The sequence below is a fragment of the Alcaligenes sp. Marseille-Q7550 genome (genome assembly GCF_965112015.1).
Genome location: NZ_CBCOPU010000001.1, coordinates 919,407 through 946,336 on the forward strand (window position 1 = coordinate 919,407; position 26,930 = coordinate 946,336).

Below are 26,930 nucleotides of genomic sequence, written 5' to 3' on the forward strand. Positions count from 1 at the left end.
GCAGGTCTGGAGCCGTTGCCACGAGGGTCGCGTCTCGGTAGGGGCCCATATTTCCTCCTGCTATATGCATCTGCCCGTTGCCGGATTTGCTTTATGGTAAATTTCGCTTTCAGGTCAGGCGCTTATAACTCGACTGACTAACGTATTTAGGCTGAGTCCACCTTGATTCGTCTTGAACATATTTCCAAAACCTACACCTCGGCGGGCAGGTCGGTTCACGCATTGCGCGACATATCCCTGCAGATTCGCCAAGGCGAGGTCTTTGGCATCATCGGCCGCTCGGGGGCCGGGAAAAGCACGCTTATCCGCATGCTGAACCTGCTCGAGCAACCCAGCACCGGACAGGTCTGGGTGCAGGATCAGGACATTACCCGTTTTTCCGACGCCCAGCTGCGCGCCTTCCGCCAGAGCGTGGGCATGGTGTTCCAGCATTTCAACCTGCTGCATTCGCGCACCGTTCTGGACAATGTGTGCTTTCCGCTGCGCCTGGCCGGCGTGCCTCGCGCCCAGCGCCAGCAGCGCGCGCTGGAGGTGCTGCATCTGGTGGGCCTGCAGGATCACGCCCACAAATATCCGCGTCAATTGTCCGGCGGGCAGCAGCAGCGCGTGGGCATCGCGCGCGCCCTGGCCAACCGGCCGCAGCTGTTGCTGTGCGACGAGGCCACCTCGGCCCTGGATCCCGAAACCACGCAATCCATCCTGCGTCTGCTGCGCGAGATCAACCAGGAACTGGGCCTGACCATCGTGCTGATCACGCACGGCATGGATGTCATCCGGTCCGTGTGCGACCGCGTCGCCGTGATCGACGCCGGGCAGATCGTCGAGATGGGAGAGGTGCTGGACGTATTCCTGCACCCGCACCACGCGACCACGCAGTCCCTGCTCAGCGAAAGCGGCGTGGACGCCGACGGCTGGCAGGAGCTGGCCGGCACGGTGGGCGGCCGCCTGCTGCGCCTGAGCTTTCGCGGCGCCGCGACTACGCAGCCGCTGCTCAGCCGCGTCACCCGCGAGCTGGGCCTGGACGTCAGCATCCTGCAAGGCGCCGTCAGCCGCATCAAGGGCGAACCCTATGGCCAGTTGGTGGTGGCGGCGGAAGGAGACGCTTCTCCCCAGGATCGCCTGCATGCCTTGCTGACCGAGCTGAACATTGAATCCGAGGTGCTGCGGCCATGAATTTCACCAATCTGGACTGGGCGCTGATCGGCGAAGCGACCCTGGATACCTTGTTGATGACGGGCGTGTCCCTGGCTTTCACCGTCATCATCGGCTTGCCGCTGGGCGTGCTGCTGTTCCTGACCAGCCGCCGGCAGATGCTGGACAATGCCTGGGTCTATCAGACGCTGTCCCTGATCGTGAACGTGTTGCGTTCCGTGCCGTTCCTGATCCTTCTGATCGTCATGATCCCCCTGACGCGCGTGCTGGCCGGCACGTCCCTGGGCGTGCCGGGCGCCATCCCGCCGCTGGTGCTCAGCGCCGCGCCGTTCTTCGCCCGTCTGGTGGAGAATGTGCTGCGCGAACTGGACCCCGGCGTGAACGAAGCCTGCCGCGCCATGGGCGCCGACTCTCGCCAGACGGTGTTGTGGGCCCTGCTGCCCGAGGCCACCACCGGCATCGTGGCGGCGGTCATCGTCACGGCCATTGCGCTGGTGGGCTATTCGGCCATGTCCGGCGTGATCGGCGGCGGCGGCCTGGGCGACCTGGCCCTGCGATTCGGCTATCAACGATATCAGACGGACGTCATGGTGGTGGCCGTGGCGATCCTGCTGGTGCTGGTGCAGCTCCTGCAGGTGTTTGGAGATGCCATGGTGGCTCGCTTGAGCCGAAAATAAGTCCGGCTGGTGCCTGAAGCTAGGGTGTCGGCCCCTTTCTCGCAATGGAGTTGTTCATGTCTTTGAAGAAATTCGTACCCGTTCTGGCCCTGTCCGTGTCGGCGCTGTTCGCCGGCGCCGTCCACGCCGCCGACAAGCTGTCCGTGGCGGCCACGCCCGTGCCGCACGCCGAACTGCTGGAATTCGTGAAGCCCGCCCTGGCCAAGGAAGGCGTGGAGCTGGACATCAAGGTGTTCACCGACTACGTGCAGCCCAACCAGCAGGTTGCCGACGGCCACATCGATGCCAACTTCTTCCAGCACAAGCCCTACCTGGACAGCTTCAACAAAGAGCACAAGACCGACCTGGTGTCCGTGGGCCTGGTGCACGTGGAGCCTTTCGGCGCCTACTCCAAGAAGGTCAAGAGCCTGGACGAACTCAAGGAAGGCGCTCTGGTCGCCATCCCCAATGACCCCTCCAACGGCGCCCGAGCCCTGTTGCTGCTGCAAAAGGCGGGCGTGATCACGCTCAAGGATCCGTCCAACATCCAGGCTACGGCGCGCGACGTCGACCAGAACCCCAAGAAGCTGAAATTCAAGGAACTGGAAGCCGCTACGCTGCCGCGCGTGCTGGCCGACGTGGACCTGGCCCTGATCAATACCAACTATGCCCTGGAAGCCGGCCTGAACCCCACCAAGGACGCCCTGGTGATCGAAGGCGCTGATTCTCCCTACGCGAACCTGATCGCCGTGGCCGCCAAGAACAAGGACGATGCCCGCGTGGCCAAGCTGGTCAAGGCCCTGCACAGCGACGAGGTCAAGACCTTCATCGCCGACAAGTACAAAGGCGCCATCGTGCCCGCATTCTGATCCGCGCCCAGGCCCTGATCCGCATGCTTGAAAAACCTCGGGATTTCCCGAGGTTTTTCTTTTTTTGGGCGCCAAGAACGCATCGCTTCCCACCGCTTCAGGTACGATAGGCCTAGCTCGGCGCAGGCCATAAGCCCGGCGCCGACCCGGGCTGAATCATCGTACCGGCCTTTCGCAGGCCGGAACCTAGAGAGGAGCTGTTGATGTTCAATAAGAAAATGAAGACACTTGTGGCCGGCCTGACATTGGCCCTGGTCTTGCCCGCCGGACAGGCGCTGGCCCAGCAGGGGAAGGAACTGGTCGTGGCGACGGACACCGCCTTCGTGCCGTTCGAGTTCAAGCAGAATGGCAAGTACACGGGCTTCGACATCGACCTGTGGGACGCCGTGGCCAAGAAGGCCAAGCTGAACTACAAGCTTCAGCCCATGGACTTCAACGGCATCATCCCCGGCCTGCAGACGCGCAACCTGGACGTGGCGCTGGCGGGCATCACCATCCGCGACGACCGCAAGCAGGTGATCGATTTCTCCGATCCGTATTACGAAAGCGGCCTGGCCATCCTGGTCAACGCGGACAATTCGGACATCAAGTCGGCCAAGGATCTGGAAGGCAAGACGGTGGCCGTGAAGATAGGCACCGCGACGGTGGACTACATGCAGCGCTCGGTGCCCACCGCCAAGCTCAAGCTGTTCCCCAACATCGACAACGCCTTCCTGGAACTGGCCACGGGCCGCGTGGACGCCGTGGTGCATGATACGCCCAACGTCCAGTACTACGCCCAGACCGGCGGCAAGGACCGCGTGAAGGTCACCGGCGCGGTCAAGAGCGGCGACTTCTACGGCATCGCCTTCCCCAAGGGCAGCGAACTGGTGCCCGTGGTGAACCAGGCCCTGAAGGACATCCGGGCCGACGGCACCTACGACAAGCTCTATCAGAAGTGGTTCGGCAAGCAGCCTGACTGAGTCAGGGCCGGCGCAGTACGGAGCGGTGATCACGTGCCAGTCGCGGGTCGCCGCTTTTGTTTTTCCGCCGCGCACGCCGCGGCGCGTCACTTAACGCAAAGGTAGCATCGTGACTTTTCAATGGGACGCTATCTGGGGGGCGCTGCCCAGCCTCCTGGAAGGAACGAAGATGACCTTGCTCATCACCTTGATGGGCTTGGCGGGCGGAGCCGTATTGGGGTTTCTGACCGGCGTCATCACCACTTACGTGCGGGTGCCCGTCACCCTGCGCAATGCGCTGCTGGCCGTGCTGGGCCTGATCGCGCTGGGTTTCCTGGGACGCGGCATCTCCTGGGCGGTCAGCCACTGGTTCGGCAGCGTGCCGGGCTGGGTCTGGAGCGCCCTGCAGGCGCTGGTGGTGGTGGCGCTGCTGGGAGGCTTGCGGCGCTCGCTGCTGGTAATCCTGTCTTTCCTGTGCCAGGCCTATGTGCTGGTCATACGCGGCACGCCCATCGTGGTGCAGGTGATGTTCATCTACTTCGCCCTGCCCATGCTGGCGAACATCCGCATCGACGGCCTGACCGCGGCCATCTTCACCCTCATGATCAACTCCGGCGCCTACATCTCCGAAATTGTCCGGGGCGCGCTGCAGTCCGTGCCCAAGGGCCTGAAGGAGGCGGGCGAGGCCATGGGCCTGCCGTTCCACAAGATCCTCACGCACATCATCGGGCCCGTGGCCTTTCGCCGTATGATTCCGGCCATGGGCAACCAGTGCATCATCAGCCTGAAGGATTCCTCGCTGTTCATCGTGATCGGCGTGGCCGAGCTGACCCGCCAGGGGCAGGAGATCATCGCCAACAATTTCCGTTCCGTGGAGATCTGGGGGGCGGTGGCCGTGATCTATCTGATCCTGACCGGCCTGATTGCCCTGACGCTGAAGTTCATCGAACACCGCATGAGGATAGTATGAGCATTGTCGAGTTCAAGAATGTGACCAAGCGCTTTGGCCAGAACACGGTGCTGGACGACATCAGCCTGAACATGGACAAGGGTGAGGTCGTGGTGGTGGTGGGGCCTTCCGGTTCGGGCAAGTCCACCTTCCTGCGCTGCATCAACAAGCTGGAGGACATCCAGTCCGGCGACATCGTGGTCAACGGCCTGAGCGTCAACGGCACGCCGGCGCAGGTGCGCGAACTGCGCCGCGAGGCCGGCATGGTGTTCCAGCAGTTCAACCTGTTCCCGCAGATGACGGCCCTGGAGAATGTGATGTTCGGCCCCATCCATACCCGCGGGACCGGGCGCGCCGAGGCCCGCTCCCAGGCGCTGGATCTGCTGGCCAAGGTCGGACTGGCCGAACGGGTGGACCATTACCCCAGCGAGCTGTCCGGCGGCCAGCAACAGCGGGTGGCCATTGCGCGCGCGCTGGCGATCAAGCCCAAGCTGATGCTGTTCGACGAACCCACCTCGGCCCTGGATCCGGAATTGCGCCAGGAGGTGCTGAAAGTGATGCAACTGCTGGCCGAAGAGGGCATGACCATGGTGGTGGTGACCCACGAGATGGATTTCGCCCGCCGCGTGGGCAGCCGGCTGCTGTTCATCGACCAGGGCAAGGTGGCCCACGACGGCTCGCCGGCCGAACTCCTGGCCAATCCGCCCAGCCAGCGCCTGAAGGACTTCCTGCAGCACGTGGCCTAGTCCGGGTATGGTGGAGCGCCAATGAAAAACCGGCCTGCAGGCCGGTTTTTCATTGGGGAAAGGTCGGTCAGCGCGAGACGTAGATGGTGCGGGTGGCGCTGACGCGCTCCGAGCCTTCGGCCTTCACGCGGATGGTGATCTGGCGCGGCGTAAAGCCTGCGGGCAGGTCGGACAGGCCGTCGATGTAGGCGTAGCGCCCGACCTCGAAGGCGACCGCGGGCAGGTCGATGCTGCCGTTGCGGCCATTGCTGTAGCGGCCGGCGGCGACCATTTCCATGGTGCCCTTGAAGGCCGCGTCCTTGCCCTTGTCCTGCATGATCAGCACGAAATGGCGCAACTGGCCGTCGACCACGGTGAACTCGGCGGCCCGGATGCCGGGCGAGGTGCCGCGAGGATCGGGCGGCATCGCGTCGGCGAACAGGGCGATGTCCTTTTCCAGCTTGTCCACCTTGGCCTGCAGGCCGCCGACCTTGCTGTCCAGCGCTTCTTCCTTCTGGCGGGTTTCCTCCAGGTCGCGGCTGGTCTGGCTCAACTGGCCCTGCAGGCGCTGCTTGTCGGCGTTGGCGCTGTTCAGGTCATAGTGCAGCTGCTCCGACTGTTCCACGGTCAGGCGGGGCGGTCCGTAGCTTTTCTGCAGAAAAGAAGGCCGCCGGCGCCCAGGGCGATGCCGGTCAGCAGCAGCACGAGCCAGCGCGGCACGCGGCGCTTGCGGCGGCTGGAACCGTAGGCGGTGGGTTTGAATACGGCGCGTTTGGAGGAACCAAGCATGAGAACAATTGTTCCTGTCAGACATGCGGGCTTGCGCGCAGGCAAGTCCTGTTTACAAAACCAGACAGCATAGTCGTCATTTGCAGCGTGGGGGCGCATTCAGCCGGCATTGTTGCCCTTTGTTGTGCCTGGAAACGATTGCTGCGCTGTCCCTGAGTTTCAGTTTACCGTGAGGCCGTCAGCGATTCCAAGTGCTGATTCAAGGCCTGCAGGCGTTCGGGCGTGCCCACGTCCATCCAGAATCCTTCATGCAGGCTGCCCAGCACTCGTTGCCGGGCGATGGCTGCGTGCAGCAGGGCGGCCGATTTGGCGGGCTGGCCCTTGGGCAAGTGCGCGAACAGCTCCGGCTTGTAGACGCCCAGGCCGCTGAGGGTGGCGCTGCGCGCGCCGGGTTCCTCCTTGGCGCACAGACGGGCCTGGCCCGCCCGCATGCCGAAGTCGCCGTCGGGGTGGTGGGGCGGATTGGGCGTGAGCACCAGCCAGGCCAGTTCGTCGCCCTCGCGCAGGCGCTGCGCCATGGCAAAAGCCTGGCCGGGATCCCAGTCGCTCCAGACGTCGCCATTCATGACCAGAAACGGCTCCCCCTGGAAGAAATCGAGCGTGTTGGCGATGCCGCCGGCGGTCTCCAGCGCGCTGGGCTCGGGCGAGTAACTGATGCGCAACCCCCAGCGGCTGCCGTCGCCCAGGGCGGCCTCGATCTGCTCGCCCAGCCAGGCGTGGTTGATGACGACGTCGCGGATACCGGCGCGGGCCAGCGCCTGCAGATGCCAGACGATCAGGGGCTGGCCGCCGGCGGGTATGAGGGGCTTGGGGCAGGTGTCGGTCAGGGGGCGCATGCGCTCGCCCCGGCCGGCGGCCAGGATCATGGCGCGCATCGACCGTCATTCCCAGCACGGTCTGGCGGCCTTCCAGGCGGTTGAGCAGGCGCAGCAGGCCGCTGAAGGCCTGGTAGCGGCTGGCGACCTGGTGCACGTACTGCAGCAGGCGCGGCATGTGGTCCAGATAATGGTGCTTGCCGTCGCGCAGCGACAGGCGCGCGAACACGCCCAGGATGCGCAGGTTGCGCTGCAGGCTCATCCACTCGTACTGATGGTGGAAGACGGCGAAGTCGGCCGGCACTTCCAGCCCCGCTTCCACGGCGGCCTGCCAGTAGCGTATGGCCCAGTCCAGCTGCTGTTCCTCCGGCCAGGTGTGGCGGGCGTCCATCACCAGGGAGGCGATGTCGTAGGTGATGGGGCCGGCCAGCGCGTCCTGGTAGTCGATCACGCCCGGTTCGGTCTGTCCCGGCAGGGGCATCATCAGGTTGGGGCTGTGGAAGTCGCGGTGCACCAGCACGGTGGCGGACTGCACATTGGCCTTCACCAGTTCGTCGAAGGTCCTGCGCAGCATGTCCCGTTCCTTGTCGGTCAGCTCGACCTGGCGGTAGCGCTGCACGTACCATTCCGGAAAGACCTGCAGTTCTTCCAGCAGTCGCGCCTCGTCGTAGGCGGGCAGGCCCGTGGTGTCGGCCTGCTGCATCTTGACCAGGGTGAGCAGGGTGCTGCGGTACAGCTGGTCCAGCGCCTTCTGCTCTATGGGCGATTGCAAGGCATTGTAAAAATTGTCCTTGCCCAGGTCGCTCAGCAGCATGAAACCCTGTTCACGGTCGGCGGCGATAATGTCGGGCACGTTGATCCCGGTGGGCGCCAGCAGCTCGGTCACGTGCAGGAAGGGGCCGCAGTCCTCCATGGCCGGCGGCGCGTCCATCAGGATCAGGCTGCGGCCGTCGGCCTGCAGGCGGAAATAGCGGCGGAAGCTGGCGTCGCTGGATGCCGGTTGCAAGGTCTCCAGTTGCAGGCTGTAACGGTCTTTCAGAGTGGTCAGCCAGGCGATGGCTTGCTGCAGGCGAGCGTCCGCAGTAGGAGAAAATGGAACTGACATGAGATGATTCGGTGCAGAGGATCGTAACGGATTGATGTTTTAGCAGTGCCGCTAAACGGCAGGCTTAACTATAATACCGGCTCGCCAGGGTTTTCAGCACCTGGCGCGAGCAAATGTGCAGCACACAACTGGAGGCGCATTCTTAGTGCGAGTCGCGGCGTGGTCTTTCGTCTTGATGGTGGCCGGCCTGGTTACAGCCCAGGCCCAGTCGTCCGTCCGTCCGTCTCTGCAGACGTCTCCGGAACTGCAGGTGCGCAAGCTCCAGGAAGAGGACATGTCCGTCTACCTGATCGGGGACGACATGCAGGCCGACGAGGACGGCACCCTGCGCCTGCAGGGCAACGCCCAGGTGCGGCGCATCGATTCCGTGGTCAAGGGCGACCGCATCGACTACAACGAAAAGACGGGTCAGGTCCGGGTGCGCGGCAACGGCCTGATCATGCGCGACGGCTCTATCGTGCGCAGCCCGGAGTTCGACTACAACCTGGATGCCGAGACCGGGCGCATGACCATGCCGGAATTCTGGCTGGGCGCCACCGGCGGCAGCGGCACCGCCACCGAAGCGGACATCCTCAGCAGCAATCACATGCGCCTGTCCAAGGTGGCGTATTCGGGCTGTCCTTGCCCTGAACCCGCCTGGTACATCAAGTCCCCCAAAGTGGACCTGTACTCCAAGGAGAACGAAGGGGTCGCGCGCAACGGCGTGCTGTACTTCAAGGGCGTGCCGCTGCTGTATTCGCCCTACCTGACCTTCCCGCTGCGCAAGGAGCGCAAGTCCGGCTTCCTGATGCCCACCTACGGCATGTCCACCCGCAGCGGCATGGACATCAGCGTGCCGTACTACCTGAACCTGGCGCCCAACTACGACGCCACCCTGACCCCGCGCGTCATGCTCAAGCGCGGCGCCATGCTGGGCGGCGAATTCCGCTACCTGGGCGATACTTTTTCGGGCGAGCTGACCGGCAACTACCTGCCGCATGATCGCGAGCTGGGTTTCAAGCGCTGGCTCTTCATGGGCCAGTACCGCCAGGCGCTGCCCGCCAGCTTCTATCTGAACGCCGACATCCGCCGCGTCTCGGACGACGATTACTTCCGCGACTTCAGCAGCTTCGGCCTGAACGACTCCACCATCCAGGACCTGGCCAGCACCATCAACCTGGGTTGGGGCGGCTCCAAGTACTTCCGCGCCAATCTGAGCGCCACGCGCTACCAGACGCTGCAGGATGCGACCACCACCTATCGCCAGCCGCAGTTCGACAAGCTGCCCGAACTCTACCTGGGGGCCTCGCGCTACAACTGGGGCGGCCTGGACGTGGTCAGCGACAACTACGCCACGCGTTTCCGCATGCCTTTCTACAGCGGGAATCTGAGGGAATTCGATGCTTATCGGGACCGGCGCATCGCACCCGACGGCACGCGCTTTTCTTCCTACACCACGGTGGCCTATCCCATCGTGCGCCCCGGCTGGTACATCACGCCCAAGGCCGGCCTGCACATGAGCCAGTATTCCACCGACTGGTATCCGGGCGAGCTGCCTCAGTACGCCAATCGGTCCCGCACGCAAAGCCGCGTGCTGCCCATCCTGTCCCTGGACTCGGGCATGACCTTCGAGCGCGACACCTCGCTGTTCGGCAATCCTTCCATCCAGACCCTGGAGCCGCGCGTCTACTATCTGTACGTGCCGTACCGCGACCAGTCCACGCTGCCCTTGTTCGACACGGGCCTGGCCAGCTTCAACTTCGCCCAGGCCTTCAGCGAGAACATCTACTCCGGCGGCTGGGACCGCATTTCCAACGCCAACCAGGTCACGCTGGGGCTGACGTCCCGCTGGCTGGACGCCGACACGGGCTTCGAGCGCCTGGTGCTGCAGGCCGCGCAGCGCCTGTACTTCGACGACCAGAAGGTGACCCTGGGCGAAAAACCGCGCACCAGCACCCGCTCGGACTATCTGGTGGGCGCCAGCGCCGCGCTGACCAATACCTTGTCGGTCAACTTCGACGCCCAGTTCAACCCCGAGGAGAGCCGCCGCAACCGCATGTCCTCCGGCCTGCGCTGGCGGCCCAAGCGCCTGGCCACGCTGGGCGTGAACTACCGCTACGAGCGCAATCCCGACCAGGTCCTGGATCCCTCCTATGTGCCCGCGCCGGATGATTTCCGCGGCAAGGAGTCCATCTCCGTGACCGGCCAGTGGCCGCTCACCAACAAGGTCTATGCGGTGGGGCGCTACGATTATTCCTTCCAGGAAAGCCGCGGCACCCAGTCCATCCTGGGGCTGGAGTACAAGGGCGACTGCTGCTGGACGGCACGCGTGGTGCTGCAGCGCTATGCCGTGTCGGCCAAGGAAACCAACAAGGCCATGTTCTTCCAGCTGGAGCTCTCCGGACTGGGCGGCATCGGCAACGACCCTATGCGTCTGCTGCGTGACCGCGTGATCGGCTACGAGCCCGTATCGGAGCCCGTACCGGAAAAAACGATCTACGAGAGGTATGAATAATATGCGTTTCAGCTTGAAAAACCGTACCCTGGCGCTGGCCCTGACGGCCGCCATGGGCCTGGGCGCGGCCCAACCTGTCTGGGCGCAGGCCAAGCAGGACAAAGCCAAGGCGGCCCAGCCGGCCGGCCCGCAGTTCGTGGACGGCATCGCGGCCGTGGTCAACGACGAGGTCATCACCCTGCGCCAGGTCGAGCAGGAGGCGGCTCAGGTGCGCCAGCAGCTGCAGCATCAGAAGATTCCCGCGCCGGAGCAGGACGTATTGCGCAAGCAGGTGCTGCAGCGCCTGATCAACGAGCGCCTGGAGCAGCAGGAAGCCCGCACCATGGGCATACGGGTGACGCCCGAGCAGGTGAACGAAGGCGTGCGGCTGATCGCCACGCGCAACAAGATGACCGAAGCCCAGTTGCGCGCCGAAGTCGAGAAGAACGGCATCAGCTGGGACCAGTACCTGACCAACCTGAAGCAGGAAATCCTGCTGGACCAGCTTCGCATGCGCGCCGTGGACAGCTCCATCAACATCACCGACGCCGATATCGACACCTATCTGCGTGCCCAGGGCGGCGCCGGTCTGGCTTCCCTGGGGCAGTCGGCGGCCCAGTATCAGGATGCGCCGGTCACGCTGGCGCAGATCCTGGTGCGAGTGCCGGAAAATGCCGACGCCCGCGAAGAGGACAGACTGCGCCGCAAGGCCGAAGGCCTGCTGGCCCAGGTGCGCTCGGGCGCGGATTTCTCCGGCCTGGCGGCTTCCAGCTCCGATGGACAGGAAGCCCTGAGGGGCGGCGTGCTGGGTACGCGGCCGCTGTCCGACTGGCCCGACCTGTTCGTGCAGGCCATCCATACGCTGGAGCCCGGCCAGGTCTCCAATCTGGTGCGCAGCGGCCAGGGGTTCCACATCCTGAAGCTGCTCGAGCGCGGCGGCGCCGGCGCGCCCGTCACCACCACGCAGGCGCCTGGCGCGGGCGCGGTGCAGTCCGGTCCGATGATGGTCACCCAGACGCACGCCCGCCACATCCTGGTCAAGCTGTCCAAGGTCATGACTTCCGCGCAGGCCCGCCAGCGCATCGAGCAACTGCAGCAGCGCATCAACAACGGCGAATCCTTTGAAGACCTGGCCAAGCGCTATTCGGAAGACAGCAGCGCGCCGCAGGGCGGCGACCTGGGCTGGCTGTCGCCCGGCGAAACCGTGCCGCCTTTCGAGCAGGCCATGGACAGGCTGGAGCCCGGCCAGATCAGCGGGCCGGTGGAGTCCCAGTTCGGCTGGCACCTGATCCAGGTCGTGGAGCGCCGCACGCGCAACATGGAAAACGAGTACAAGCGCATGCAGGCGCGTCAGGCCTTGTTCCAGCAGCGCGCCGAGCCGGCCTTCGAGGACTTTCTCAAGGGTCTGCGCGGCCGCGCCTACATCGACAATCGCCTGGACCCCGAATCCAGCACGCGCAAACGTTAAGGACAGGTATGGCGCAGCATCAGGCGCGCAAGCGTTTTGGACAGAACTTCCTGGAAGATGAAGCCATCATCGACCAGATCATCCGGGCCATCGGCCCGCGTGCCATCGACAATATCGTGGAAATCGGTCCGGGCCTCTCGGCCCTGACCCGGCCGCTGACGCAGGCGGTCGAGCGCCTGCGCGTGGTGGAAATCGACCGTGACCTGGCGTCGCGCCTGCGCCATCAGTATCCGGCCGGCAAGCTGGAAATCATCGAGGCGGACGCCCTGACGGTGGATTTCGGCGCGCTGGGCCCGCAACTGCGCGTGGTGGGGAATCTGCCCTACAACATTTCCAGTCCCCTGTTGTTTCATCTACTGGGCTACGCGGACGCCGTGGTGGACCAGCACTTCATGTTGCAGCGCGAAGTCATCGATCGCATGGTGGCCAGGCCTGGCTCGTCCGATTACAGCCGGCTGTCCGTCATGCTGCAGTCGCGCTATCGCATGGCCAAGCTGTTCGAGGTGCCGCCCGAAGCCTTCAACCCGCCGCCGCGCGTGGTGTCGGCCGTGGTGCGCATGGTGCCCTTGCCGGCGGACCGCCCGCAGGCCAGGGACGCCGGCGCGTTCGAGCAGGTGGTCGCGCGCGCCTTTGCCCAGAAGCGCAAGATGCTGCGCGGCGGGCTGGGCGACTGGACGCCGCACATCGCCTGGGACGAGCTGGGCATTGCGCCCACCGCCCGGCCCGCGGACCTGTCCCTGCAGCAGTACATCGCCCTGGCGGACCATTTGTTGGACAAGGGCGTGCTCGGCGCGTGACAGATCGGCGAGGCCTTGTAAGGCCGCCTGATCAGCCGAAGAACCAGTAGCACACTCCGATGGAGGCCAGCACGCCGGCCAGGTCCGCGATCAGCGCGCAGGGCACGGCGTGCCGCGCGCGCTGTATGCCTACCGCGCCGAAGTACACGGCCAGCACATAGAAGGTGGTTTCCGTGCTGCCCTGCACGGTGGCGGCCAGCAGGGCGGGGAAGCTGTCCACGCCGTGATGCTGCATGGTCTCGATCAGCAGGGCGCGCGCCGCGCCTCCCGAGAAAGGCTTGACCAGAGCGGTCGGCAGGGCGTCGATGAAGCGGGTGTCCAATCCCGACAGGCCCACCAGCCAGCGTATCAGGTCCAGGGCGATGTCCAGCGCACCCGAACTGCGCAGGATGCCCACGGCGCACAGCATGGCCACCAGATAGGGCAGCAGGTCGCGGGCCACGGCGAAGCCTTCCTTGGCCCCCTCGATGAAGCAGTCATAGAGCGCCACCTTGCGGCGCCAGCCCACCAGCAGGAACAGCCAGATGATGCCCAGCAGGGTCAGATTGCCCAGCAGGGAGGACAAAGTCTGGATGGCCGCCGAGCTGAGCGTGGCCAGCAGCGCCATGAAGGAGCCCAGCACCACGGCCAGGGCGGTGAACCAGAGCAGCAGGACCGGATCGAGCAGCCGCAGCCGCTGCACCAGGGCCACGCACAGCAGGCCCACCAGCGAAGAGGCGGTGGTGGCCAGCAGGATGGGCAGGAACACCATGGTGGGATCGGCCGCCCCCTGCTGCGCGCGATACATGAAGATGCTGACCGGCAGCAGCGTCAGGGATGAGGCGTTCAGCACCAGGAACAGGATCTGCGCGTTGGTGGCGGTGTCCGGCCGGGGATTCAGGCTTTGCAGGGCCTTCATGGCGCGCAGGCCGATGGGCGTGGCGGCGTTGTCCAGGCCCAGGCCATTGGCGGCGAAGTTCAGGGTGATCAGCCCCAGGGCTGGATGGCCGCGCGGCACTTCGGGCATCAGGCGGGCGAACAGCGGCGTCAGCCAGCGGCCCAGCACGTCGATCAGGCCGGCCCGCTCGGCGATCTTCAGGAAACCGAGCCAGAGCGTCAGCGTGCCGAACAGCAGCAGCATCAGCTGCACCGACAGGGCGGCCATGTCGAACAGGCTGCGCACCATGTGCGCGAAAATCTCGCTGTTGCCCTGGACCAGCCATTGGTAGAAGCCGCTGACGGCGGCGATCAGGAAAAAAACCAGCCAGAGAGTATTGAGCATGTTGTCGGCAGTGCGCGAAGGAACAAAGGGCCACGCAAGATTGTCGCAGACTCAGGGCATTAAGGTGATAATGAAGATTGAGCACGGCATCATGTTAGAACCTGTTCGATGTCTTTTCATAGCGCCTGCCCGTACTCCCGCCGCGTCCATCTAGGCGAGTGGCGCCGCTCATGCTCCGCGCCTGAGCAAGCCGCGCAACGACGAGGGGCGTGGCGCGAGCACGGGCCCGAAGGCTTACCTCTACCAGCTGCGTCCGCGGCGTTGCAAGTACTCGCCGGGCTACCAGCCCGGCTGCGCCTTGCATCTTGCATCCACGAGCCGGTAGGGGGAACAGGCGCTATGAAAAGACATCGAACAGGTTCTTAGGGAGACATTATGGACTGGAAAGCCTGGCGCAGAAAATGGTTGACGGTGCCTTTGTACCGTCTGGGACGGGATGCCCTGCCACGCTTGTCAGCCACCGAACAGCAGGCCATAGACGCTGGCGACACCTGGTGGGAAGCCGAACTGTTTTCCGGCCGGCCCGATTGGCAGAAGCTGCTAGCCGTGCCGCCCGCCCGATTGACGGCGCAGGAGCAGGCCTTCCTGGACGGTCCCGTGGCGCAACTGTGCAAGATGCTGGACGAATGGGACACCCAGTGGGTGCGGGGCGACCTGCCTCCGACGGTCTGGGCCTTTCTGCGCGAACAGGGTTTTTTCGGCATGATCATCCCGGCCGAATACGGCGGCCTGGGGTTCTCGGCCTATGCGCATTCGGAAGTGGTGCGCCGGATCGCGGTGCGTTCCATCACGGCCGCCGTCACGGTCATGGTGCCCAATTCCCTGGGGCCGGGCGAGCTGCTGCTGCAGTTCGGCACCGACGAGCAGCGCCGCCATTGGCTGCCGCGCCTGGCAAGCGGCCAGGAAATTCCCTGCTTCGGCCTGACCAGTCCCGAAGCGGGCTCGGACGCCGCATCCATGGTGGACACGGGCGTGGTCTGCCGGCAGGACGTGGACGGCCGCTCCGTGCTGGGCATACGCTTGAACTGGTCCAAGCGCTACATCACCCTGGCCCCGGTCGCCACCGTGCTGGGCCTGGCCTTCAAGCTGCAGGATCCGGAAGGCCTGCTGGGCGATGATCCGGAGCCGGGCATCAGCGTGGCGCTGGTCCCCACCGACTTGCCCGGCATCACCATCGGGCGCCGGCATCTGCCGGCCATGCAGGTGTTCCAGAACGGTCCCACGCAAGGCAAGGATGTCTTCGTGCCCATCGACGCCCTGATCGGCGGCCCGGCCCAGGCCGGCAAGGGCTGGATCATGCTGATGAGCGCCCTGGCCGCGGGCCGGGGCATCTCGCTGCCCTCGCTGGCGGCGGCCGCCTGCGTGTTCTCCGCCCACACCAGCGGAGCCTATGCGCGCGTACGCACCCAGTTCGGCGTCCCCATCGGCAAGTTCGAAGGCGTGCAGGAAATGCTGGGGCGCATGGCGGGCAATGCCTACGTGGTGGAGGCGGCGCGGCGCATGACCTGCGCCGGGCTGGACCAGGGCGTCAAGCCGGCGGTCGTCTCGGCCATCATGAAGCTGCACTGCACCGAGCGCATGCGTGAATCGGTCAACGCGGCCATGGACGTGCATGCGGGCAAGGCCGTCATCGACGGTCCGAACAATTACCTCTCCAGCCTGTATCGGGCGCTGCCCGTGGCCATCACGGTGGAAGGCGCCAATATCCTGACCCGCAGCCTGATCGTCTTCGGCCAGGGGGCGATCCGCTCCCATCCCTGGCTCATGCAGGAAGTCAAGGCCCTGTCCAATCCGGACGAGCAGCAGGGCGAGGATGATTTCGACGCCGTCATCTGGCGCCATCTGGCTCACAGCGTGCGCAATGCGCTGCGCGCTACCGGCATGGCCTGGACGGGCGGCCTGATCGGCCGCTGGCCTCGCCAGGCCGGCGAGATCGCGCCGGTCTATCGGCGCCTGGACCGCTATGCCGCCGCGTTCGCGCTGCTGGCGGAATGTGCGTTGCTGTCGCTGGGAGGCAGCCTGAAGCGCAAGGAAATGCTGTCCGCCCGCCTGGGCGACATGCTGGCCGAACTGTTCCTGCTGTCCGCCGTGCTCAAGCGCTGGAACGATGAAGGGCGCCATCATTCCGACCTGCCCCTGGTGCACTGGTGCGCGCGGGACAGCCTGGCGCGCCTGGACAGGCGCATGGACGAGGTCCTGTCCAATCTGCCTTCCCGCCCGCTGGCGCGGCTCCCGCGAGTGCTGCTGCGGCCATTCGGGCTGGCGGCGCGCCCGCCGTGCGATGAGCTGACCCGCAAGGCGGCCGGGATCCTGCTGGAATCGTCCGGCTCGCGCGACCGCCTGGTGGGCGCGGTCTGGGAAGGACATGACACGCCCTCCGTCGCCTTGCTGGAACGCGCCTTCAGCCTGGCGGTGCAGGCCCAGCCGCTGCTGGACCAGGTGCGCAAGGCCGGCCTGGCCGACTGGCGCATCGCGCGGGACAAGGGCGCCATCACCATCGAGCAGGCCGCCCTGATCGAGGCCTATCAGCAGGCGGTGGCCGATGTCATTGCCGTGGATGACTTCCCGGCGGACGCCTTTGCGCGGACCAATGGCAGCGGCGGCGGCCCGGACGGTTCCCAGCCGGCCTGACTCTGGTTGTTGCCAATTCTTGCGCTTGAGCTCGAGCGTGCCCCGGCACGCGTGCCAGACGGATGCGTTCCCTTACCAAATTCCGTTTTCCATGCATGGGAACGTCTTTAAGCTTGGGCTGACAGGCAGGCTTTGGGCGGATGGCCGCCGGCCTGCGCTGCATTGCGCAAGGAGACTGACATGCAGAAAATGATTTTCGTGAATCTGCCGGTGACGGACTTGCCGCGGTCCGTGGCGTTCTACGAAGCCCTGGGTTTTACCAACAACCCGCGCTTCACCGACCAGAGCGCCGCCTGCATGGTATGGAGCGAGGCCATCAATGTGATGCTGCACACCCACGAGCGGTGGCGCACCTTCACCAGCCGTCCCATCCCCGCCGCCGAGGCCAGCGAGGTGATGCTGGCGCTTTCCTGCGAGAGCCGCGACGCCGTCGATCGCATGAACGAGGCGGCCGCCCGGCATGGAGGAACGGCGGACATCAACCCCAGGCAGGACCTGGGCTTCATGTACAACCGCAATCTTGCCGATCCGGACGGGCATGTGTGGGAGGCGGCCTGGATGGACCCGGCCGCCATGTCCGGCGGCTGAGGCGGGAATCAGTCCACGCGGCCCTTGGCCTGGATCAGCTCGATCTTGTAGCCGTCGGGATCTTCCACGAAGGCGATGACGGTGGTGCCGTGCTTCATGGGACCGGCCTCGCGCACGACCTTGCCGCCGCGCGCCTTGATGTCTTCACAGGCCTTGTAGGCGTCTTCCACTTCCAGGGCGATGTGGCCGTAGGCGTTGCCCAGGTCGTAGGATTCGGTGTCCCAGTTGTGGGTCAGTTCCAGGACGGCGCCGTCGGCCTCGTCCTGGTAGCCGACGAAAGCCAGTGTGAAGCGGCCGTCGGGGTAGTCCGACTTGCGCAGCAGCTTCATGCCCAGCACTTCGGTGTAGAAGGCCAGGGAACGGTCCAGATTGCCGACACGCAGCATGGTGTGCAGGATACGCATGGGTAAAAGCTCCTTGAGTTCAGCCTGCCTTACAGCAGGGGCAGGGTGCCCGGGTCATGTTGCCGCAGATGGTTGCGGGCGCGCATGAAGTCCGGATAAAGCGTCTCGACCAGGGCCCAGAACCGGGGGCCATGGTTCATTTCCTTCAAGTGGGCCACCTCGTGGGCGACCACATAATCGATGACGGACGGCTCAAAGTGTATCAGCCGCCAGTTCAGCATGATGGTGCCGTCGCTGCTGCATGAGCCCCAGCGCTTGGCCGGGGCCGCCAGGCGCAGTTTCCGGGCCGTCAGTCCGGCCGCCTGGAGATAGTGCGCCAGGCGTTGTTCAAACCACTGCCGGGCCTGCTGCTGCAGCCAGGCCTGGGTCAGTTCCTGGACGCGGCGCGAGTCGGCCTGCATGGGCAGGGGCAGGCACAGGCAGTCGCCGGCCTGCGGAGCCAGGGGCGCGCCGCTGAAGCTGATCTGCTGGGCGGTCGGGTCCAGGGCCAGCCGGATGGAGGCGCCCATGTAGGGCAGGCAGTCGCCGTCCTGCCAGCGCAGCCGGTTCAGGGCCAGCTGTTCGCGCCGTTCGCGGTATTCCTGCAGCTTGCGCACGACCCAGTCCGTCTTGCGCTGCAGGACCTGCTCGGCCTGGCTCAGCTTGATCCAGGAAGGGATGGAGACGGTCAGGCCGCTGTCGTTGATGGTCAGGCCCACGGTGCGGCGCCGCGAGCGTTTCAGCTGGTAGCCTATGTCGTGGCCGTCCAGCACGATATGGCGCCACTGCACGCCCGCGGGCAGGGTGTCGGGCTTGACGGTCAGCGGCGCGGGCGCCCTGGCGGGCAGGGCGGGCTGTTCGGCGGACGGCGCGGGCCGCTGCTCGGGGTGGGGAAAGGCGGTGTCAGGAAACAGCGCCAGTTGTGGAGGTACCGGCATAGCGTTCGGGGTTCAGGACGCGCATTTCGGTTTCGATCCATTCCTGCACGCGTTGGTTCAATTCTTCGGGCGTGAGGCCGGCAGGATCGATGGGCGGACCGAAGGAAACCGTGACCAGCCCCGGCGTCTTGACGAAGGCGTTGCGGCGCCAGCACTCGCCGGCGTTGTGGGCCACGGGGATGACGGGCGTGCCGGTGCGGCTGGCCAGCAGGGCGCCGCCCATCTTGTAGCGGCCTGTCGTGCCCGGCGCGGTGCGCGTGCCTTCGGGGAACAGCAGGGGCCAGCGTCCTTCGTCGATGCGCTGCTGGCCTACGCGTATGACCTGTTCGAAGGCGTCGCGACCTTTGGAGCGGTCGATGGGAATCATGCGCAGCAGAGCCAGGCCCCAGCCGAAAAAGGGTACGCGATGCAGTTCTTTTTTATAGACGAAGCAGACCTGGCGCGGCATGTGGCCGGGGAAGAACAGGGTCTCCCAGGCAGACTGGTGTTTGGACAGGATGACGGCCTTGCCGTCGGGCAGGTTCTCCCAGCCTTTGGTCTGCCAGCGTATGCCCAGGATGACGCGCGCGCCCCACAGGGCCAGGCGCGGCCAGCCCACGGTCAGACGGTAGCGCCAGTCCAGGGGCAGGGGAGCCCACAGCAGGCAGGCGAAGGCATAGGGGATGACGGTGACCAGCAGGAAGAGCTGGTAGAGCGTGGCGCGGATGATGCCCATGTCAGGTCTCGCTGAGCCATTTGTCGACGACGGCCGCCAGATCGGCTTCGATCCGGGTGCCCTCGGGCAGGCCGCCTTTTTCCAGGGTGCGCAGTCCCTTGCCGGTCTGCACCAGCCAGGGCGCGCAGCCCAGCGCGGCGGCGGCCTGCAGGTCGCGCAGGGAGTCGCCCACGGCGGGCACGTTCTGCAGGCTGATCTCGTAGCGCTGCGCGATGTCGCGGAACATGCCCGATGCCGGCTTGCGGCAGGCGCAGCCGTCGTCCGGTCCGTGCGGGCAGATGAAGATGGCGTCGATCAGGCCGCCGTGCAGCGCCAGTTCGCGGCGCATCTTGGCATGGATGGCGTTGAGCGTGGCCATGCTGAACAGGCCGCGCGCCAGGCCCGACTGGTTGGTGGCGACGACCAACTTCCAGCCGTTCTCGGTCAGGCGCGCGAGCGCCTCCAGGCTGCCCGGAATGGGGATCCATTCGTCCGGGCTCTTGATGAAGGCGTCGCTGTCCTGGTTGATGACGCCGTCCCGATCGCTGATGGTGAGCTTCACTATCGAGCCAGCCCCGAAATGTCGGCCACCTGGTTCATCAGCTGGTGCAGCTTGCCCAGCAGGGCCAGACGGTTGGCGCGCACGGCCGGGTCGTCAGCCATGACCATGACGTCCTGGAAGAAGGCGTCCACGGCGCTGCGAGCCTGGGCCAGGGTTGCCAGGGAGGCGTCGAATTCGCCGGCTTCGAACTGCTGCTGCGCCACCGGCTGCAATTGCGCAACCAGTTCGGCCAGCTCGCGTTCGGCGGGCTCCACCAGCAGGGCGGGGTCCAGCGCGGCCAGTGCGCCATCGGCCTTCTTGAGCAGGTTGCTGACGCGCTTGTTCGCGGCGGCTAGGCTGTCGGCCTCGGGGCGCTGCGCAAAGGAGGCGCAGGCCTGGATGCGGGCGTGCACCTGCTCCAGCGGCGGCTGCAGGGCCAGGACGGCGTCGACCACGTTGCGGTCGTATTCGTTGCCCAATTGGTTGCGGTAGCGCTCGTAGATGAAGGATTGCACGGCCGGCACGGTGTCGGCGGCCAGCACGCCGTTCTTGAACAGCGAGGCGGCGTGGTTCAGCAGCGCGCCCAGGTCCAGGCTGCGGTTGTCGAAGTAGCCGCCGCGCTCCAACTGCTCGTAGGCGCTGATCAGGCCCAGCGCGGCGCGGCGCAGGGCATAGGGGTCGCGCTCGCCCGTGGGCGCCAGGCCTATGCCCCAGATGCCGACCAGCACCTCGGCGCGCTCGGCCAGGAACAGCACGGCCTGGGTCAGGGTGCGGGGATGCACGGGCAGGTCCAGGCGGTGGCGGTACTGCTCGCGGATGGCCAGGACCACGTCCTCGGCCTCGCCGTCGGCCTGGGCATAGTAGGCGCCCATCACGCCCTGCAGTTCAGGGAATTCGCCGACCATGTTGGAATTCAGGTCGGCCTTGGCCAGCAGGGCGGCGCGCTGGGCGCGGGCCTTGTCCGCGCCAAGCTGGTCGGCGATATAGCCGGCGACGGCCTGCAGGCGGCCGACGCGTTCCAGCTGCGAACCGAGCTTGTTGTGGTAGACGCTGTTGGCCAGCGTGGCCACGCGCTCGGCCAGCGGCAGCTTGCGGTCGGTCTCGAAGAAGAACTGGGCGTCCGCCAGACGGGGGCGCACCACGCGCTGGTTGCCTTCGACGATGTTGACCGGGTTGTCCACGCGCATGTTGCTGACGATCAGGAAGCGATTGGTCAGCGCCTGGGTGGCGGGGTCGAACAGGGGGAAGTACTTCTGATTCAGACGCATGGTCAGGATCAGGCACTCGGACGGCACTTTCAGGAATTGCTCGTCGAACTCGCCCACGTAGATGGTCGGGAATTCCACCAGGGCGGTGACTTCGTTCAGCAGGGCCTCGACTTCGGGGTCCTGGCCCAGCGTGGCGTTCAGGGCGCGGGCCTGGTTTTCCAGGTCCTGGCGGATCTGCTCGCGGCGGGTTTCGAAGGAGGGCACGACCTTGCCCTGCTCCAGCATCTGGGCGGCCCAGGAGTCGGCATCGCGGATGTCGAAGGGGGCGTCGCACATGAAGCGGTGGCCGTGGGTCCGGCGGCCGGCCTGCAGGCCCAACACGCTGACGGGAACGATGTCCGAGCCCCACAGCGCGACCAGGCCGTGGGCCGGGCGCACGAAGCGCACGCTCGTGACGCCGTCGGCCAGCTGGTAGCGCATGACCTTGGGAATGGGCAGGTGGCCTATGGCCCAGTCCAGGGCCTGCTGCAGGCCCTCCTGCAGGGCGGCGCCCGGCGCCACGCCGCGTACGTAGAGATAGTCCTGCTTGCCGTCGGATTCGCGCACCAGGTCGGCCGTGCCCAGGTGGCCCAGGCCCTTGGCGTCCAGGCGCTTGGCCAGGGCGGGGGCGATCTGGCCGTCCTCGGTCAGGCCGATGTGGGCGGGCATCAGTTTTTCAGTGTAGGGCTGGTCGTCGGCCTGCTTGTGCACGGCGCTGAACCAGGCGGCCAGGCGGCGCGGGGTGGCGTAGGCGCGCAGTTCGCAGTCCTCGGCCAGCAGGGCCTGTTCGCCCAGGATCTTCTGCAGGCCTTCGGCAAAGGCCTGGCCCAGTTGGTTCAATGCCTTGGGAGGGAGTTCTTCGGTGAAGAGCTCGACCAGCAAAGGCTGCGTGTTGGAGGCGCTCATTCGCTGGCCTCCGTGGTGTTCTTGGTCAGCATGGGGAAACCTAGGCGTTCGCGGGAATCGTAATAAGCCTGCGCCACGGCGCGCGACAGATTGCGGATGCGGCCGATGTAGGCGGCGCGCTCGGTGACGCTGATGGCGCCGCGCGCATCGAGCATGTTGAAGGTATGGGCGGCTTTCAGGGTCTGTTCGTAGGCGGGCAGGGCCAGCGGCACGTCGATCAGGCGCTTGGCTTCGCCTTCGTGGTCGTTGAAGTGCGCGAACAGCACTTCGGTGCTGGCATGTTCGAAATTGTAGGCGGACTGCTCCACTTCGTTCTGGTGGAAGACGTCGCGATAGTAGATGCGCTGGCCGTTGTGGCCTTCGGTCCAGACCAGGTCGTAGACGCTCTCCACGCCCTGCAGATACATGGCCAGGCGCTCCAGGCCGTAGGTGATCTCGCCGGTCGTGGGCGTGCAGTCCAGGCCGCCCACCTGCTGGAAGTAGGTGAACTGGGTGACTTCCATGCCGTTGAGCCAGACTTCCCAGCCCAGGCCCCAGGCTCCCAGCGTGGGGTTTTCCCAGTCGTCCTCGACGAAGCGGACGCCGTGCGCCTTGGGATTGATGCCCAGCGCCTCCAGCGAGCCTATGTACAGGTCCAGGATGTTCTCAGGGGCGGGCTTGAGCACCACCTGGAACTGGTAGTAGTGCTGCAGGCGGTTGGGATTGTCGCCGTAGCGGCCGTCCTTGGGGCGGCGCGAAGGCTGCACATAGGCGGCGCGCCAGGGTTCGGGGCCTATGGCCCGCAGGAAGGTCGCCGTGTGGGAGGTGCCGGCGCCGACTTCCATGTCGTAGGGCTGAAGCAGCGCGCATCCGTGCTTGTCCCAGTATTGCTGGAGCGTAAGTATGATTTGCTGAAAGGTGAGCATGAGCAATGGCCAGTAAAGCGAGAAGCCGCAAAATTTTTCTATTTTACCGTGAACTGCGCGCTTGCAGCATAAAAGCGCCCGCCGCCGGCCCGGGCCGCGCCGTCCGGGCCACGGGCGGGGCCGGACCCGCCTCAGCGGGTAGCACAGTTTTAGACGTATGATATGCGTTTATTCAAACTTCGCTTATTTGCCGGCTTTATCTGGCCGGCGTCTCAGGAGGCCATATCCATGGGTGAACTCGTCAAGCTCGAACGCATCGGCAAGGTGCTGCTCATCACGCTGAACCGTCCCGAGGCGCGCAATGCGATCAACCTGGAGACGGCCCAGGAGCTGGCCCAGGCGCTGGACGAGCTGGACGGCAGCCCGGACGTGGCGGTGGGCGTGCTCACGGGCGCGAACCAGACCTTCTGCGCCGGCATGGACCTGAAGGCCTTCGCCAAGACCGGCCAGCGTCCCTACGTGGGCGAGCGCGGCTTTGCCGGCATCTGCGAGCGCCCGCCCCGCAAGCCCCTGATCGCGGCCGTGGAGGGCTATTGCCTGGCCGGCGGGTTCGAGATCGCCCTGTCCTGCGACCTTATCGTCGCCTCGCGCAAGGCTTCGTTCGGCCTGCCCGAGGTCAAGCGCGGCATCGTGCCCGGCTCGGGAGGCATGGTGCGCCTGCCCAGCCGCGTGCCCTATCACGTGGCCATGGAAATGGTGCTGACCGGCGGCATGTACCCGGCCGAACGCATGGCCGAGCTGGGCCTGGTCAGCCGTCTGGCGGACGAGGGCCAGGCCTGCGGGCAGGCCCTGGAGCTGGCCGCCCAGATCGCCGCCAACGGTCCGCTGGCCGTGCAGACCGCCAAGCGCATCATTGCCGAATCGCGCGACTGGCGCCAGGCCGACATGTTCGACCTGCAGCGCCCGCGCATCGCCGCCATCTTCACCTCCGCCGACGCCAAGGAAGGCGCCACCGCCTTCGCCGAGAAGCGCGAGCCCGTCTGGCAGGGCAAGTAATTTCCCTTCGTTTCACTCCGTTTTATAGACGCCACCATGACCACGATCAAAGAAGACGATCTGATTCAGTCCATCGCCGACGCGGTGCAGTTCATCAGCTATTACCATCCCACTGACTACATCCAGCATCTGGCGCGCGCCTACGAGCGCGAGCAGAACCCGGCCGCCAAGGACGCCATCGCCCAGATCCTGACCAATTCGCGCATGTGCGCCGAAGGTCATCGGCCCATCTGCCAGGACACGGGCGTGGTCAACGTGTTCCTGAAGGTGGGCATGGGCGTGCGCTTCGACACCCAGCGCTCCTTGCAGGAGCTGTGTGACGAAGGGGTGCGCCGCGGCTACCTGAACCCCGACAATCCGCTGCGCGCCTCCATCCTGACGGATCCCCTGTTCACGCGCAAGAACACGCGCGACAACACGCCCTGTATCGTCAACGTCGAGCTGGTCGCGGGCGACCGGGTCGACGTGCAGGTGGCCGCCAAGGGCGGCGGTTCGGAAAACAAGAGCAAGTTCGTCATGCTGAACCCCAGCGACTCGCTGGTGGACTGGGTGCTGAAGACGGTGCCCACCATGGGCGCCGGCTGGTGCCCGCCCGGCATGCTGGGCATCGGGGTCGGCGGCACGGCCGAGAAGGCCATGCTGATGGCCAAGGAAGCCCTGATGGAAGACATCGACATGTACGAGCTGCTGCAGCGCGGCCCGCAGAACAAGCTGGAAGAGCTGCGCATCGAGCTGTACGAGAAGGTCAATGCGCTGGGCATAGGCGCCCAGGGCCTGGGCGGCCTGACCACCGTGCTGGACGTGAAGATCAACACCTTCCCCACGCACGCCGCCTCCAAGCCCGTGGCCATGATTCCCAACTGCGCCGCCACGCGTCATGCGCACTTCACCCTGGACGGCAGCGGCCCTGCCGAACTGACGCCTCCGCCGCTGTCGGCCTGGCCGGACATCCACTGGGCGCCCGACTACAACAAGTCCCGCCAGGTGGACCTGAACACCCTGACGCCGGCCGAGGTCGCCTCCTGGAAGCCTGGCGAGACCCTGCTGCTGTCCGGCAAGATGCTGACCGGCCGCGACGCCGCCCACAAGCGCATCCAGGACATGCTGGAAAAGGGCGAGTCCCTCCCCGTGGACTTCACCAATCGCGTCATCTACTACGTGGGCCCTGTCGATCCCGTGGGCGACGAGGTCGTGGGTCCTGCGGGCCCGACCACGGCGACTCGCATGGACAAGTTCACCGACATGATGCTGTCCAAGACCGGCCTGATCGCCATGATAGGCAAGGCCGAGCGCGGCCCGGTCGCCATCGATTCCATCCGCGCCCACAAGTCGGCCTACCTGATGGCGGTGGGCGGTTCCGCCTACCTGGTGTCCAAGGCCATCCGCGGCGCCAAGATCGTTGCCTTCGAGGACCTGGGCATGGAAGCCATCTACGAGTTCGACGTCAAGGACATGCCTGTGACGGTGGCCGTGGATTCCGAAGGCGTGTCGGTGCACAATACCGGCCCGGCCGAATGGCGCAAGCGCATTGCCGAGATCCCGCTGGTCGCGATCTGAGCCCGGCGCGGCGGGACGTCCGTCCCGGCCGCATGAAGCATGAAAAAGCCCGCGCGCATTTGAACTGACCCCCGAAAGTTGGACATTGATCCAACCTTCGGGGGTTTTACATGGCGAAATATGATGTGGACTTCAAGCTGGAAGTGGCACGGGACTATTGGTCCGGGTCGCTAGGGGCCCGGGCATTGGCCGGGCGATATGGGCTCGATCATGGGACGGTGCGCCGCTGGGCCGCGCAGTACCGAGAGCATGGCGAGGCGGGATTGCACAAGAAGCACAGCGGTCACTACGGCGCCGAGTTCAAGCTGTCCGTGTTGAGTCGGATGTGGCAAGAGGGCTTGTCTTGCCGCCAAGCCGCGGCGCGGTTCGACGTGCGCGGCGGCCATGGCGTCGTGAGGCGGTGGGAACGCGAGTATCATGAAGGGGGCCTTCGCGCCCTGACCCCCAACCCTCGCCCAGGCCGCTCCCCGACGATGAAATCCCCCAAACCTCCAACCCTTACGCCTTCGCCCTGCGAGGACACGCGCACGCTGGAGCAGTTGCGCCAAGAGAACGAATATCTGCGCGCGGAGAATGCGTACTTAAAAAAATTGAGGGCCTTGCGTCAGGAAAAAGCGCTGGCCGCGCAGAAAAAGCGCGGGTCGTGCTCGAATTGAGGCAAGGCCACACCTTGGCCGTGCTGCTGAAGGTGGCCGGGCTGTCGCGCAGCACGTTCTACTACCAGGCCAAGGCACTGGGCGCGGCCGATCCCTGCGCCGGACTGAAGGCGCGCATCCGCGCGCTGTACGACCAGCACCAGGGCCGCTATGGCTACCGGCGCATCACGGCGGCGCTGCGCCGAGCCGGTGAGCTCATCAACCACAAGGCCGTCCAGCGCGTGATGCAGACGCTGGGACTGAAGTCCTTGGTGCGCCCGAAGAAATACCGTTCGTACCGAGGCGAGCAGGGCCGTGTGGCGCCGAACCTGCTGACGCGCCAGTTCCAGGCCGACAGGCCCAACCAGAAGTGGGTGACGGATGTGACCGAGTTCAAGGTCGGCGCCGACAAGCTGTACCTCTCGCCGGTGATGGACCTGTACAACGGCGAGATCGTGGCCTACGAGACCAGCCTGCGCCCCGTGTTCCAGCTCGTGGGCAGCATGCTCCAGAAAGCGCTGGCCCGGCTCGCACCCACGGATCGCCCGCTGCTGCACTCCGATCAGGGCTGGCAGTACCAGCAGCCCCAGTACCGGCGTCGGCTCGCTGAGCAAGGCGTGATTCAGAGCATGTCGCGCAAGGGAAACTGCCTGGACAATGCCGCCATGGAGAGCTTCTTCGGCACGCTCAAGGCCGAGTTCTTCCACCTGAACCGCTTCGAGAGCATCGAGCAGCTCCAGGCCGGCATCGGCCAGTACATCCACTACTACAATCACGAACGCATCAAGCTCAAGCTAAAAGGCCTGAGCCCGGTGCAGTACCGAGCTCAGGCCTTCGGGCTTTAGGCTCTGACCGTCCAACTTTCGGGGGTCAGTTCAATTGCGCGGGCTTTTTTCGTGTCGTCCTGTG

At 65.6% G+C, this 26,930-nt stretch carries 24 protein-coding genes and 1 pseudogene; 14 read left to right on the plus strand and 11 right to left on the minus strand.

Features of this window, described 5'->3' with window-relative positions; translation table 11 throughout:
• Positions 1–162: 162 nt before the first annotated feature.
• The 6 genes from ACWPWO_RS04360 to glnQ all read left to right on the plus strand — a co-directional run bounded on the left by ACWPWO_RS04360 (position 163) and on the right by glnQ (position 5,313).
• The gene (locus ACWPWO_RS04360; protein WP_454004676.1) at positions 163–1,173 is read left to right on the plus strand and encodes a methionine ABC transporter ATP-binding protein; all 1,011 of its coding nucleotides are present in this window, start codon (positions 163–165) and stop codon (positions 1,171–1,173) included.
• Entirely contained in the window at positions 1,170–1,829 is a 660-nt protein-coding gene (locus ACWPWO_RS04365) for a methionine ABC transporter permease (RefSeq protein WP_454004678.1), read from the plus strand. Before ACWPWO_RS04360 ends, ACWPWO_RS04365 begins: the two co-directional genes overlap by 4 nt.
• Positions 1,830–1,885: 56 nt before the next feature.
• Positions 1,886–2,677 carry a MetQ/NlpA family ABC transporter substrate-binding protein gene (locus ACWPWO_RS04370; RefSeq protein ID WP_454004680.1) on the plus strand — a complete coding sequence of 264 codons (792 nt, stop codon included), beginning with the start codon at positions 1,886–1,888 and terminating at the stop codon, positions 2,675–2,677.
• A gap of 218 nt (positions 2,678–2,895) precedes the next feature.
• Complete coding sequence (gene glnH / locus ACWPWO_RS04375; protein WP_454006271.1) at positions 2,896–3,639, plus strand: glutamine ABC transporter substrate-binding protein GlnH; 744 nt, start codon at positions 2,896–2,898, stop codon at positions 3,637–3,639.
• A gap of 169 nt (positions 3,640–3,808) precedes the next feature.
• On the plus strand, positions 3,809–4,588 hold the full coding sequence (locus ACWPWO_RS04380; protein WP_394064442.1) for an ABC transporter permease subunit: 780 nt from the start codon (positions 3,809–3,811) through the stop codon (positions 4,586–4,588).
• Positions 4,585–5,313, plus strand: coding sequence for a glutamine ABC transporter ATP-binding protein GlnQ (gene glnQ / locus ACWPWO_RS04385; RefSeq protein WP_454004682.1), 729 nt, complete (start codon positions 4,585–4,587; stop codon positions 5,311–5,313). Before ACWPWO_RS04380 ends, glnQ begins: the two co-directional genes overlap by 4 nt.
• Positions 5,314–5,380: 67 nt before the next feature.
• Here glnQ and ACWPWO_RS04390 read toward each other — a convergent pair whose 3' ends face one another.
• The 4 genes and pseudogenes from ACWPWO_RS04390 to ACWPWO_RS04405 all read right to left on the minus strand — a co-directional run.
• Positions 5,381–5,917: a hypothetical protein gene (locus ACWPWO_RS04390; protein ID WP_454004684.1), complete on the minus strand. Its 537-nt coding sequence runs from the start codon at positions 5,915–5,917 to the stop codon at positions 5,381–5,383.
• Positions 5,918–5,919: 2 nt separating this feature from the next.
• On the minus strand, positions 5,920–6,081 hold the full coding sequence (locus tag ACWPWO_RS04395; protein WP_454004686.1) for a hypothetical protein: 162 nt from the start codon (positions 6,079–6,081) through the stop codon (positions 5,920–5,922).
• Positions 6,082–6,245: 164 nt separating this feature from the next.
• Positions 6,246–6,956, minus strand: a complete 711-nt coding sequence (murU, locus tag ACWPWO_RS04400; protein WP_454004687.1) for an N-acetylmuramate alpha-1-phosphate uridylyltransferase MurU — start codon at positions 6,954–6,956, stop codon at positions 6,246–6,248.
• Positions 6,957–6,960: 4 nt separating this feature from the next.
• Positions 6,961–8,001, minus strand: a pseudogene (locus ACWPWO_RS04405) (aminoglycoside phosphotransferase family protein); the annotation flags it as partial.
• A 145-nt stretch (positions 8,002–8,146) separates the two neighbouring features.
• Between ACWPWO_RS04405 and ACWPWO_RS04410 the strand changes: the two are divergent.
• From ACWPWO_RS04410 to rsmA, 3 genes are read left to right on the plus strand one after another with little or no spacing between them, the layout of a single operon-like run.
• The gene (locus tag ACWPWO_RS04410) at positions 8,147–10,495 is read left to right on the plus strand and encodes an LPS-assembly protein LptD (RefSeq protein WP_454004689.1); all 2,349 of its coding nucleotides are present in this window, start codon (positions 8,147–8,149) and stop codon (positions 10,493–10,495) included.
• Complete coding sequence (locus tag ACWPWO_RS04415; RefSeq protein WP_454004691.1) at positions 10,488–11,942, plus strand: peptidylprolyl isomerase; 1,455 nt, start codon at positions 10,488–10,490, stop codon at positions 11,940–11,942. The genes ACWPWO_RS04410 and ACWPWO_RS04415 overlap by 8 nt, the downstream gene beginning before the upstream one ends.
• Before the next feature lie 8 nt (positions 11,943–11,950).
• The gene (gene rsmA, locus ACWPWO_RS04420) at positions 11,951–12,739 is read left to right on the plus strand and encodes a 16S rRNA (adenine(1518)-N(6)/adenine(1519)-N(6))-dimethyltransferase RsmA (protein WP_454004693.1); all 789 of its coding nucleotides are present in this window, start codon (positions 11,951–11,953) and stop codon (positions 12,737–12,739) included.
• Positions 12,740–12,770: 31 nt separating this feature from the next.
• Here the strand turns inward: rsmA and ACWPWO_RS04425 are convergent, their stop codons facing one another.
• Positions 12,771–14,000 (minus strand): nucleoside recognition domain-containing protein, encoded by a 1,230-nt coding sequence (locus tag ACWPWO_RS04425; RefSeq protein ID WP_394064458.1) that lies wholly within the window; start codon positions 13,998–14,000, stop codon positions 12,771–12,773.
• Positions 14,001–14,375: 375 nt separating this feature from the next.
• On the opposite strand from ACWPWO_RS04425, the gene ACWPWO_RS04430 reads away from it, so the two are divergent.
• Both ACWPWO_RS04430 and ACWPWO_RS04435 read left to right on the plus strand, forming a co-directional pair.
• Entirely contained in the window at positions 14,376–16,631 is a 2,256-nt protein-coding gene (locus ACWPWO_RS04430; protein ID WP_454004696.1) for an acyl-CoA dehydrogenase, read from the plus strand.
• A 180-nt stretch (positions 16,632–16,811) separates the two neighbouring features.
• Entirely contained in the window at positions 16,812–17,219 is a 408-nt protein-coding gene (locus ACWPWO_RS04435; RefSeq protein WP_454004698.1) for a VOC family protein, read from the plus strand.
• 8 nt (positions 17,220–17,227) lie between these two features.
• Here the strand turns inward: ACWPWO_RS04435 and gloA are convergent, their stop codons facing one another.
• Genes gloA through glyQ form a run of 6 tightly spaced genes read right to left on the minus strand, consistent with a single transcriptional unit; the run spans position 17,228 to position 22,833 of the window.
• Positions 17,228–17,623, minus strand: a complete 396-nt coding sequence (gloA, locus tag ACWPWO_RS04440) for a lactoylglutathione lyase (protein ID WP_394064464.1) — start codon at positions 17,621–17,623, stop codon at positions 17,228–17,230.
• A 29-nt stretch (positions 17,624–17,652) separates the two neighbouring features.
• Positions 17,653–18,540 carry a M48 family metallopeptidase gene (locus tag ACWPWO_RS04445; protein ID WP_394064466.1) on the minus strand — a complete coding sequence of 296 codons (888 nt, stop codon included), beginning with the start codon at positions 18,538–18,540 and terminating at the stop codon, positions 17,653–17,655.
• The gene (locus ACWPWO_RS04450) at positions 18,506–19,255 is read right to left on the minus strand and encodes a lysophospholipid acyltransferase family protein (RefSeq protein WP_394064468.1); all 750 of its coding nucleotides are present in this window, start codon (positions 19,253–19,255) and stop codon (positions 18,506–18,508) included. The genes ACWPWO_RS04445 and ACWPWO_RS04450 overlap by 35 nt, the downstream gene beginning before the upstream one ends.
• Before the next feature lies 1 nt (position 19,256).
• Positions 19,257–19,796: a D-glycero-beta-D-manno-heptose 1,7-bisphosphate 7-phosphatase gene (gene gmhB / locus ACWPWO_RS04455; RefSeq protein ID WP_454004700.1), complete on the minus strand. Its 540-nt coding sequence runs from the start codon at positions 19,794–19,796 to the stop codon at positions 19,257–19,259.
• Positions 19,796–21,928: a glycine--tRNA ligase subunit beta gene (gene glyS, locus ACWPWO_RS04460; protein ID WP_454004702.1), complete on the minus strand. Its 2,133-nt coding sequence runs from the start codon at positions 21,926–21,928 to the stop codon at positions 19,796–19,798. The genes gmhB and glyS overlap by 1 nt, the downstream gene beginning before the upstream one ends.
• Positions 21,925–22,833, minus strand: coding sequence for a glycine--tRNA ligase subunit alpha (gene glyQ, locus ACWPWO_RS04465; protein ID WP_454004704.1), 909 nt, complete (start codon positions 22,831–22,833; stop codon positions 21,925–21,927). Before glyQ ends, glyS begins: the two co-directional genes overlap by 4 nt.
• 228 nt (positions 22,834–23,061) lie before the next feature.
• Here glyQ and ACWPWO_RS04470 point away from each other — a divergent pair, with 228 nt between their 5' ends.
• The 3 genes from ACWPWO_RS04470 (at position 23,062) to ACWPWO_RS04480 (ending at position 26,866) form a co-directional block, all read left to right on the plus strand.
• Complete coding sequence (locus ACWPWO_RS04470) at positions 23,062–23,829, plus strand: crotonase/enoyl-CoA hydratase family protein (protein ID WP_454004706.1); 768 nt, start codon at positions 23,062–23,064, stop codon at positions 23,827–23,829.
• Between the two features lie 36 nt (positions 23,830–23,865).
• Complete coding sequence (locus ACWPWO_RS04475) at positions 23,866–25,386, plus strand: fumarate hydratase (RefSeq protein ID WP_454004707.1); 1,521 nt, start codon at positions 23,866–23,868, stop codon at positions 25,384–25,386.
• Positions 25,387–25,496: 110 nt separating this feature from the next.
• A protein-coding gene (locus tag ACWPWO_RS04480) for an IS3 family transposase (RefSeq protein ID WP_454004709.1) occupies positions 25,497–26,866 on the plus strand; the annotation gives its coding sequence in 2 pieces (ribosomal slippage) (positions 25,497–25,985 and positions 25,988–26,866; 1,368 coding nt in all).
• The last annotated feature ends 64 nt before the right edge of the window (positions 26,867–26,930 follow it).

Bases quoted from the DNA above. Each gene is read 5' to 3' on its own strand.
- ACWPWO_RS04475 (WP_454004707.1), top strand. From the start codon at position 23,866: ATGACCACGATCAAAGAAGACGATCTGATTCAGTCCATCGCCGACGCG.
- glyS (WP_454004702.1), bottom strand. From the start codon at position 21,928: ATGAGCGCCTCCAACACGCAGCCTTTGCTGGTCGAGCTCTTCACCGAA.
- ACWPWO_RS04415 (WP_454004691.1), top strand. From the start codon at position 10,488: ATGAATAATATGCGTTTCAGCTTGAAAAACCGTACCCTGGCGCTGGCC.
- rsmA (WP_454004693.1), top strand. From the start codon at position 11,951: ATGGCGCAGCATCAGGCGCGCAAGCGTTTTGGACAGAACTTCCTGGAA.
- ACWPWO_RS04425 (WP_394064458.1), bottom strand. From the start codon at position 14,000: ATGCTCAATACTCTCTGGCTGGTTTTTTTCCTGATCGCCGCCGTCAGC.
- ACWPWO_RS04370 (WP_454004680.1), top strand. From the start codon at position 1,886: ATGTCTTTGAAGAAATTCGTACCCGTTCTGGCCCTGTCCGTGTCGGCG.
- glyQ (WP_454004704.1), bottom strand. From the start codon at position 22,833: ATGCTCACCTTTCAGCAAATCATACTTACGCTCCAGCAATACTGGGAC.
- ACWPWO_RS04470 (WP_454004706.1), top strand. From the start codon at position 23,062: ATGGGTGAACTCGTCAAGCTCGAACGCATCGGCAAGGTGCTGCTCATC.
- ACWPWO_RS04380 (WP_394064442.1), top strand. From the start codon at position 3,809: ATGACCTTGCTCATCACCTTGATGGGCTTGGCGGGCGGAGCCGTATTG.
- ACWPWO_RS04445 (WP_394064466.1), bottom strand. From the start codon at position 18,540: ATGCCGGTACCTCCACAACTGGCGCTGTTTCCTGACACCGCCTTTCCC.
- gloA (WP_394064464.1), bottom strand. From the start codon at position 17,623: ATGCGTATCCTGCACACCATGCTGCGTGTCGGCAATCTGGACCGTTCC.
- ACWPWO_RS04435 (WP_454004698.1), top strand. From the start codon at position 16,812: ATGCAGAAAATGATTTTCGTGAATCTGCCGGTGACGGACTTGCCGCGG.
- ACWPWO_RS04430 (WP_454004696.1), top strand. From the start codon at position 14,376: ATGGACTGGAAAGCCTGGCGCAGAAAATGGTTGACGGTGCCTTTGTAC.
- glnH (WP_454006271.1), top strand. From the start codon at position 2,896: ATGAAGACACTTGTGGCCGGCCTGACATTGGCCCTGGTCTTGCCCGCC.
- glnQ (WP_454004682.1), top strand. From the start codon at position 4,585: ATGAGCATTGTCGAGTTCAAGAATGTGACCAAGCGCTTTGGCCAGAAC.
- murU (WP_454004687.1), bottom strand. From the start codon at position 6,956: ATGCGCGCCATGATCCTGGCCGCCGGCCGGGGCGAGCGCATGCGCCCC.
- ACWPWO_RS04395 (WP_454004686.1), bottom strand. From the start codon at position 6,081: ATGCTTGGTTCCTCCAAACGCGCCGTATTCAAACCCACCGCCTACGGT.
- ACWPWO_RS04450 (WP_394064468.1), bottom strand. From the start codon at position 19,255: ATGGGCATCATCCGCGCCACGCTCTACCAGCTCTTCCTGCTGGTCACC.
- ACWPWO_RS04365 (WP_454004678.1), top strand. From the start codon at position 1,170: ATGAATTTCACCAATCTGGACTGGGCGCTGATCGGCGAAGCGACCCTG.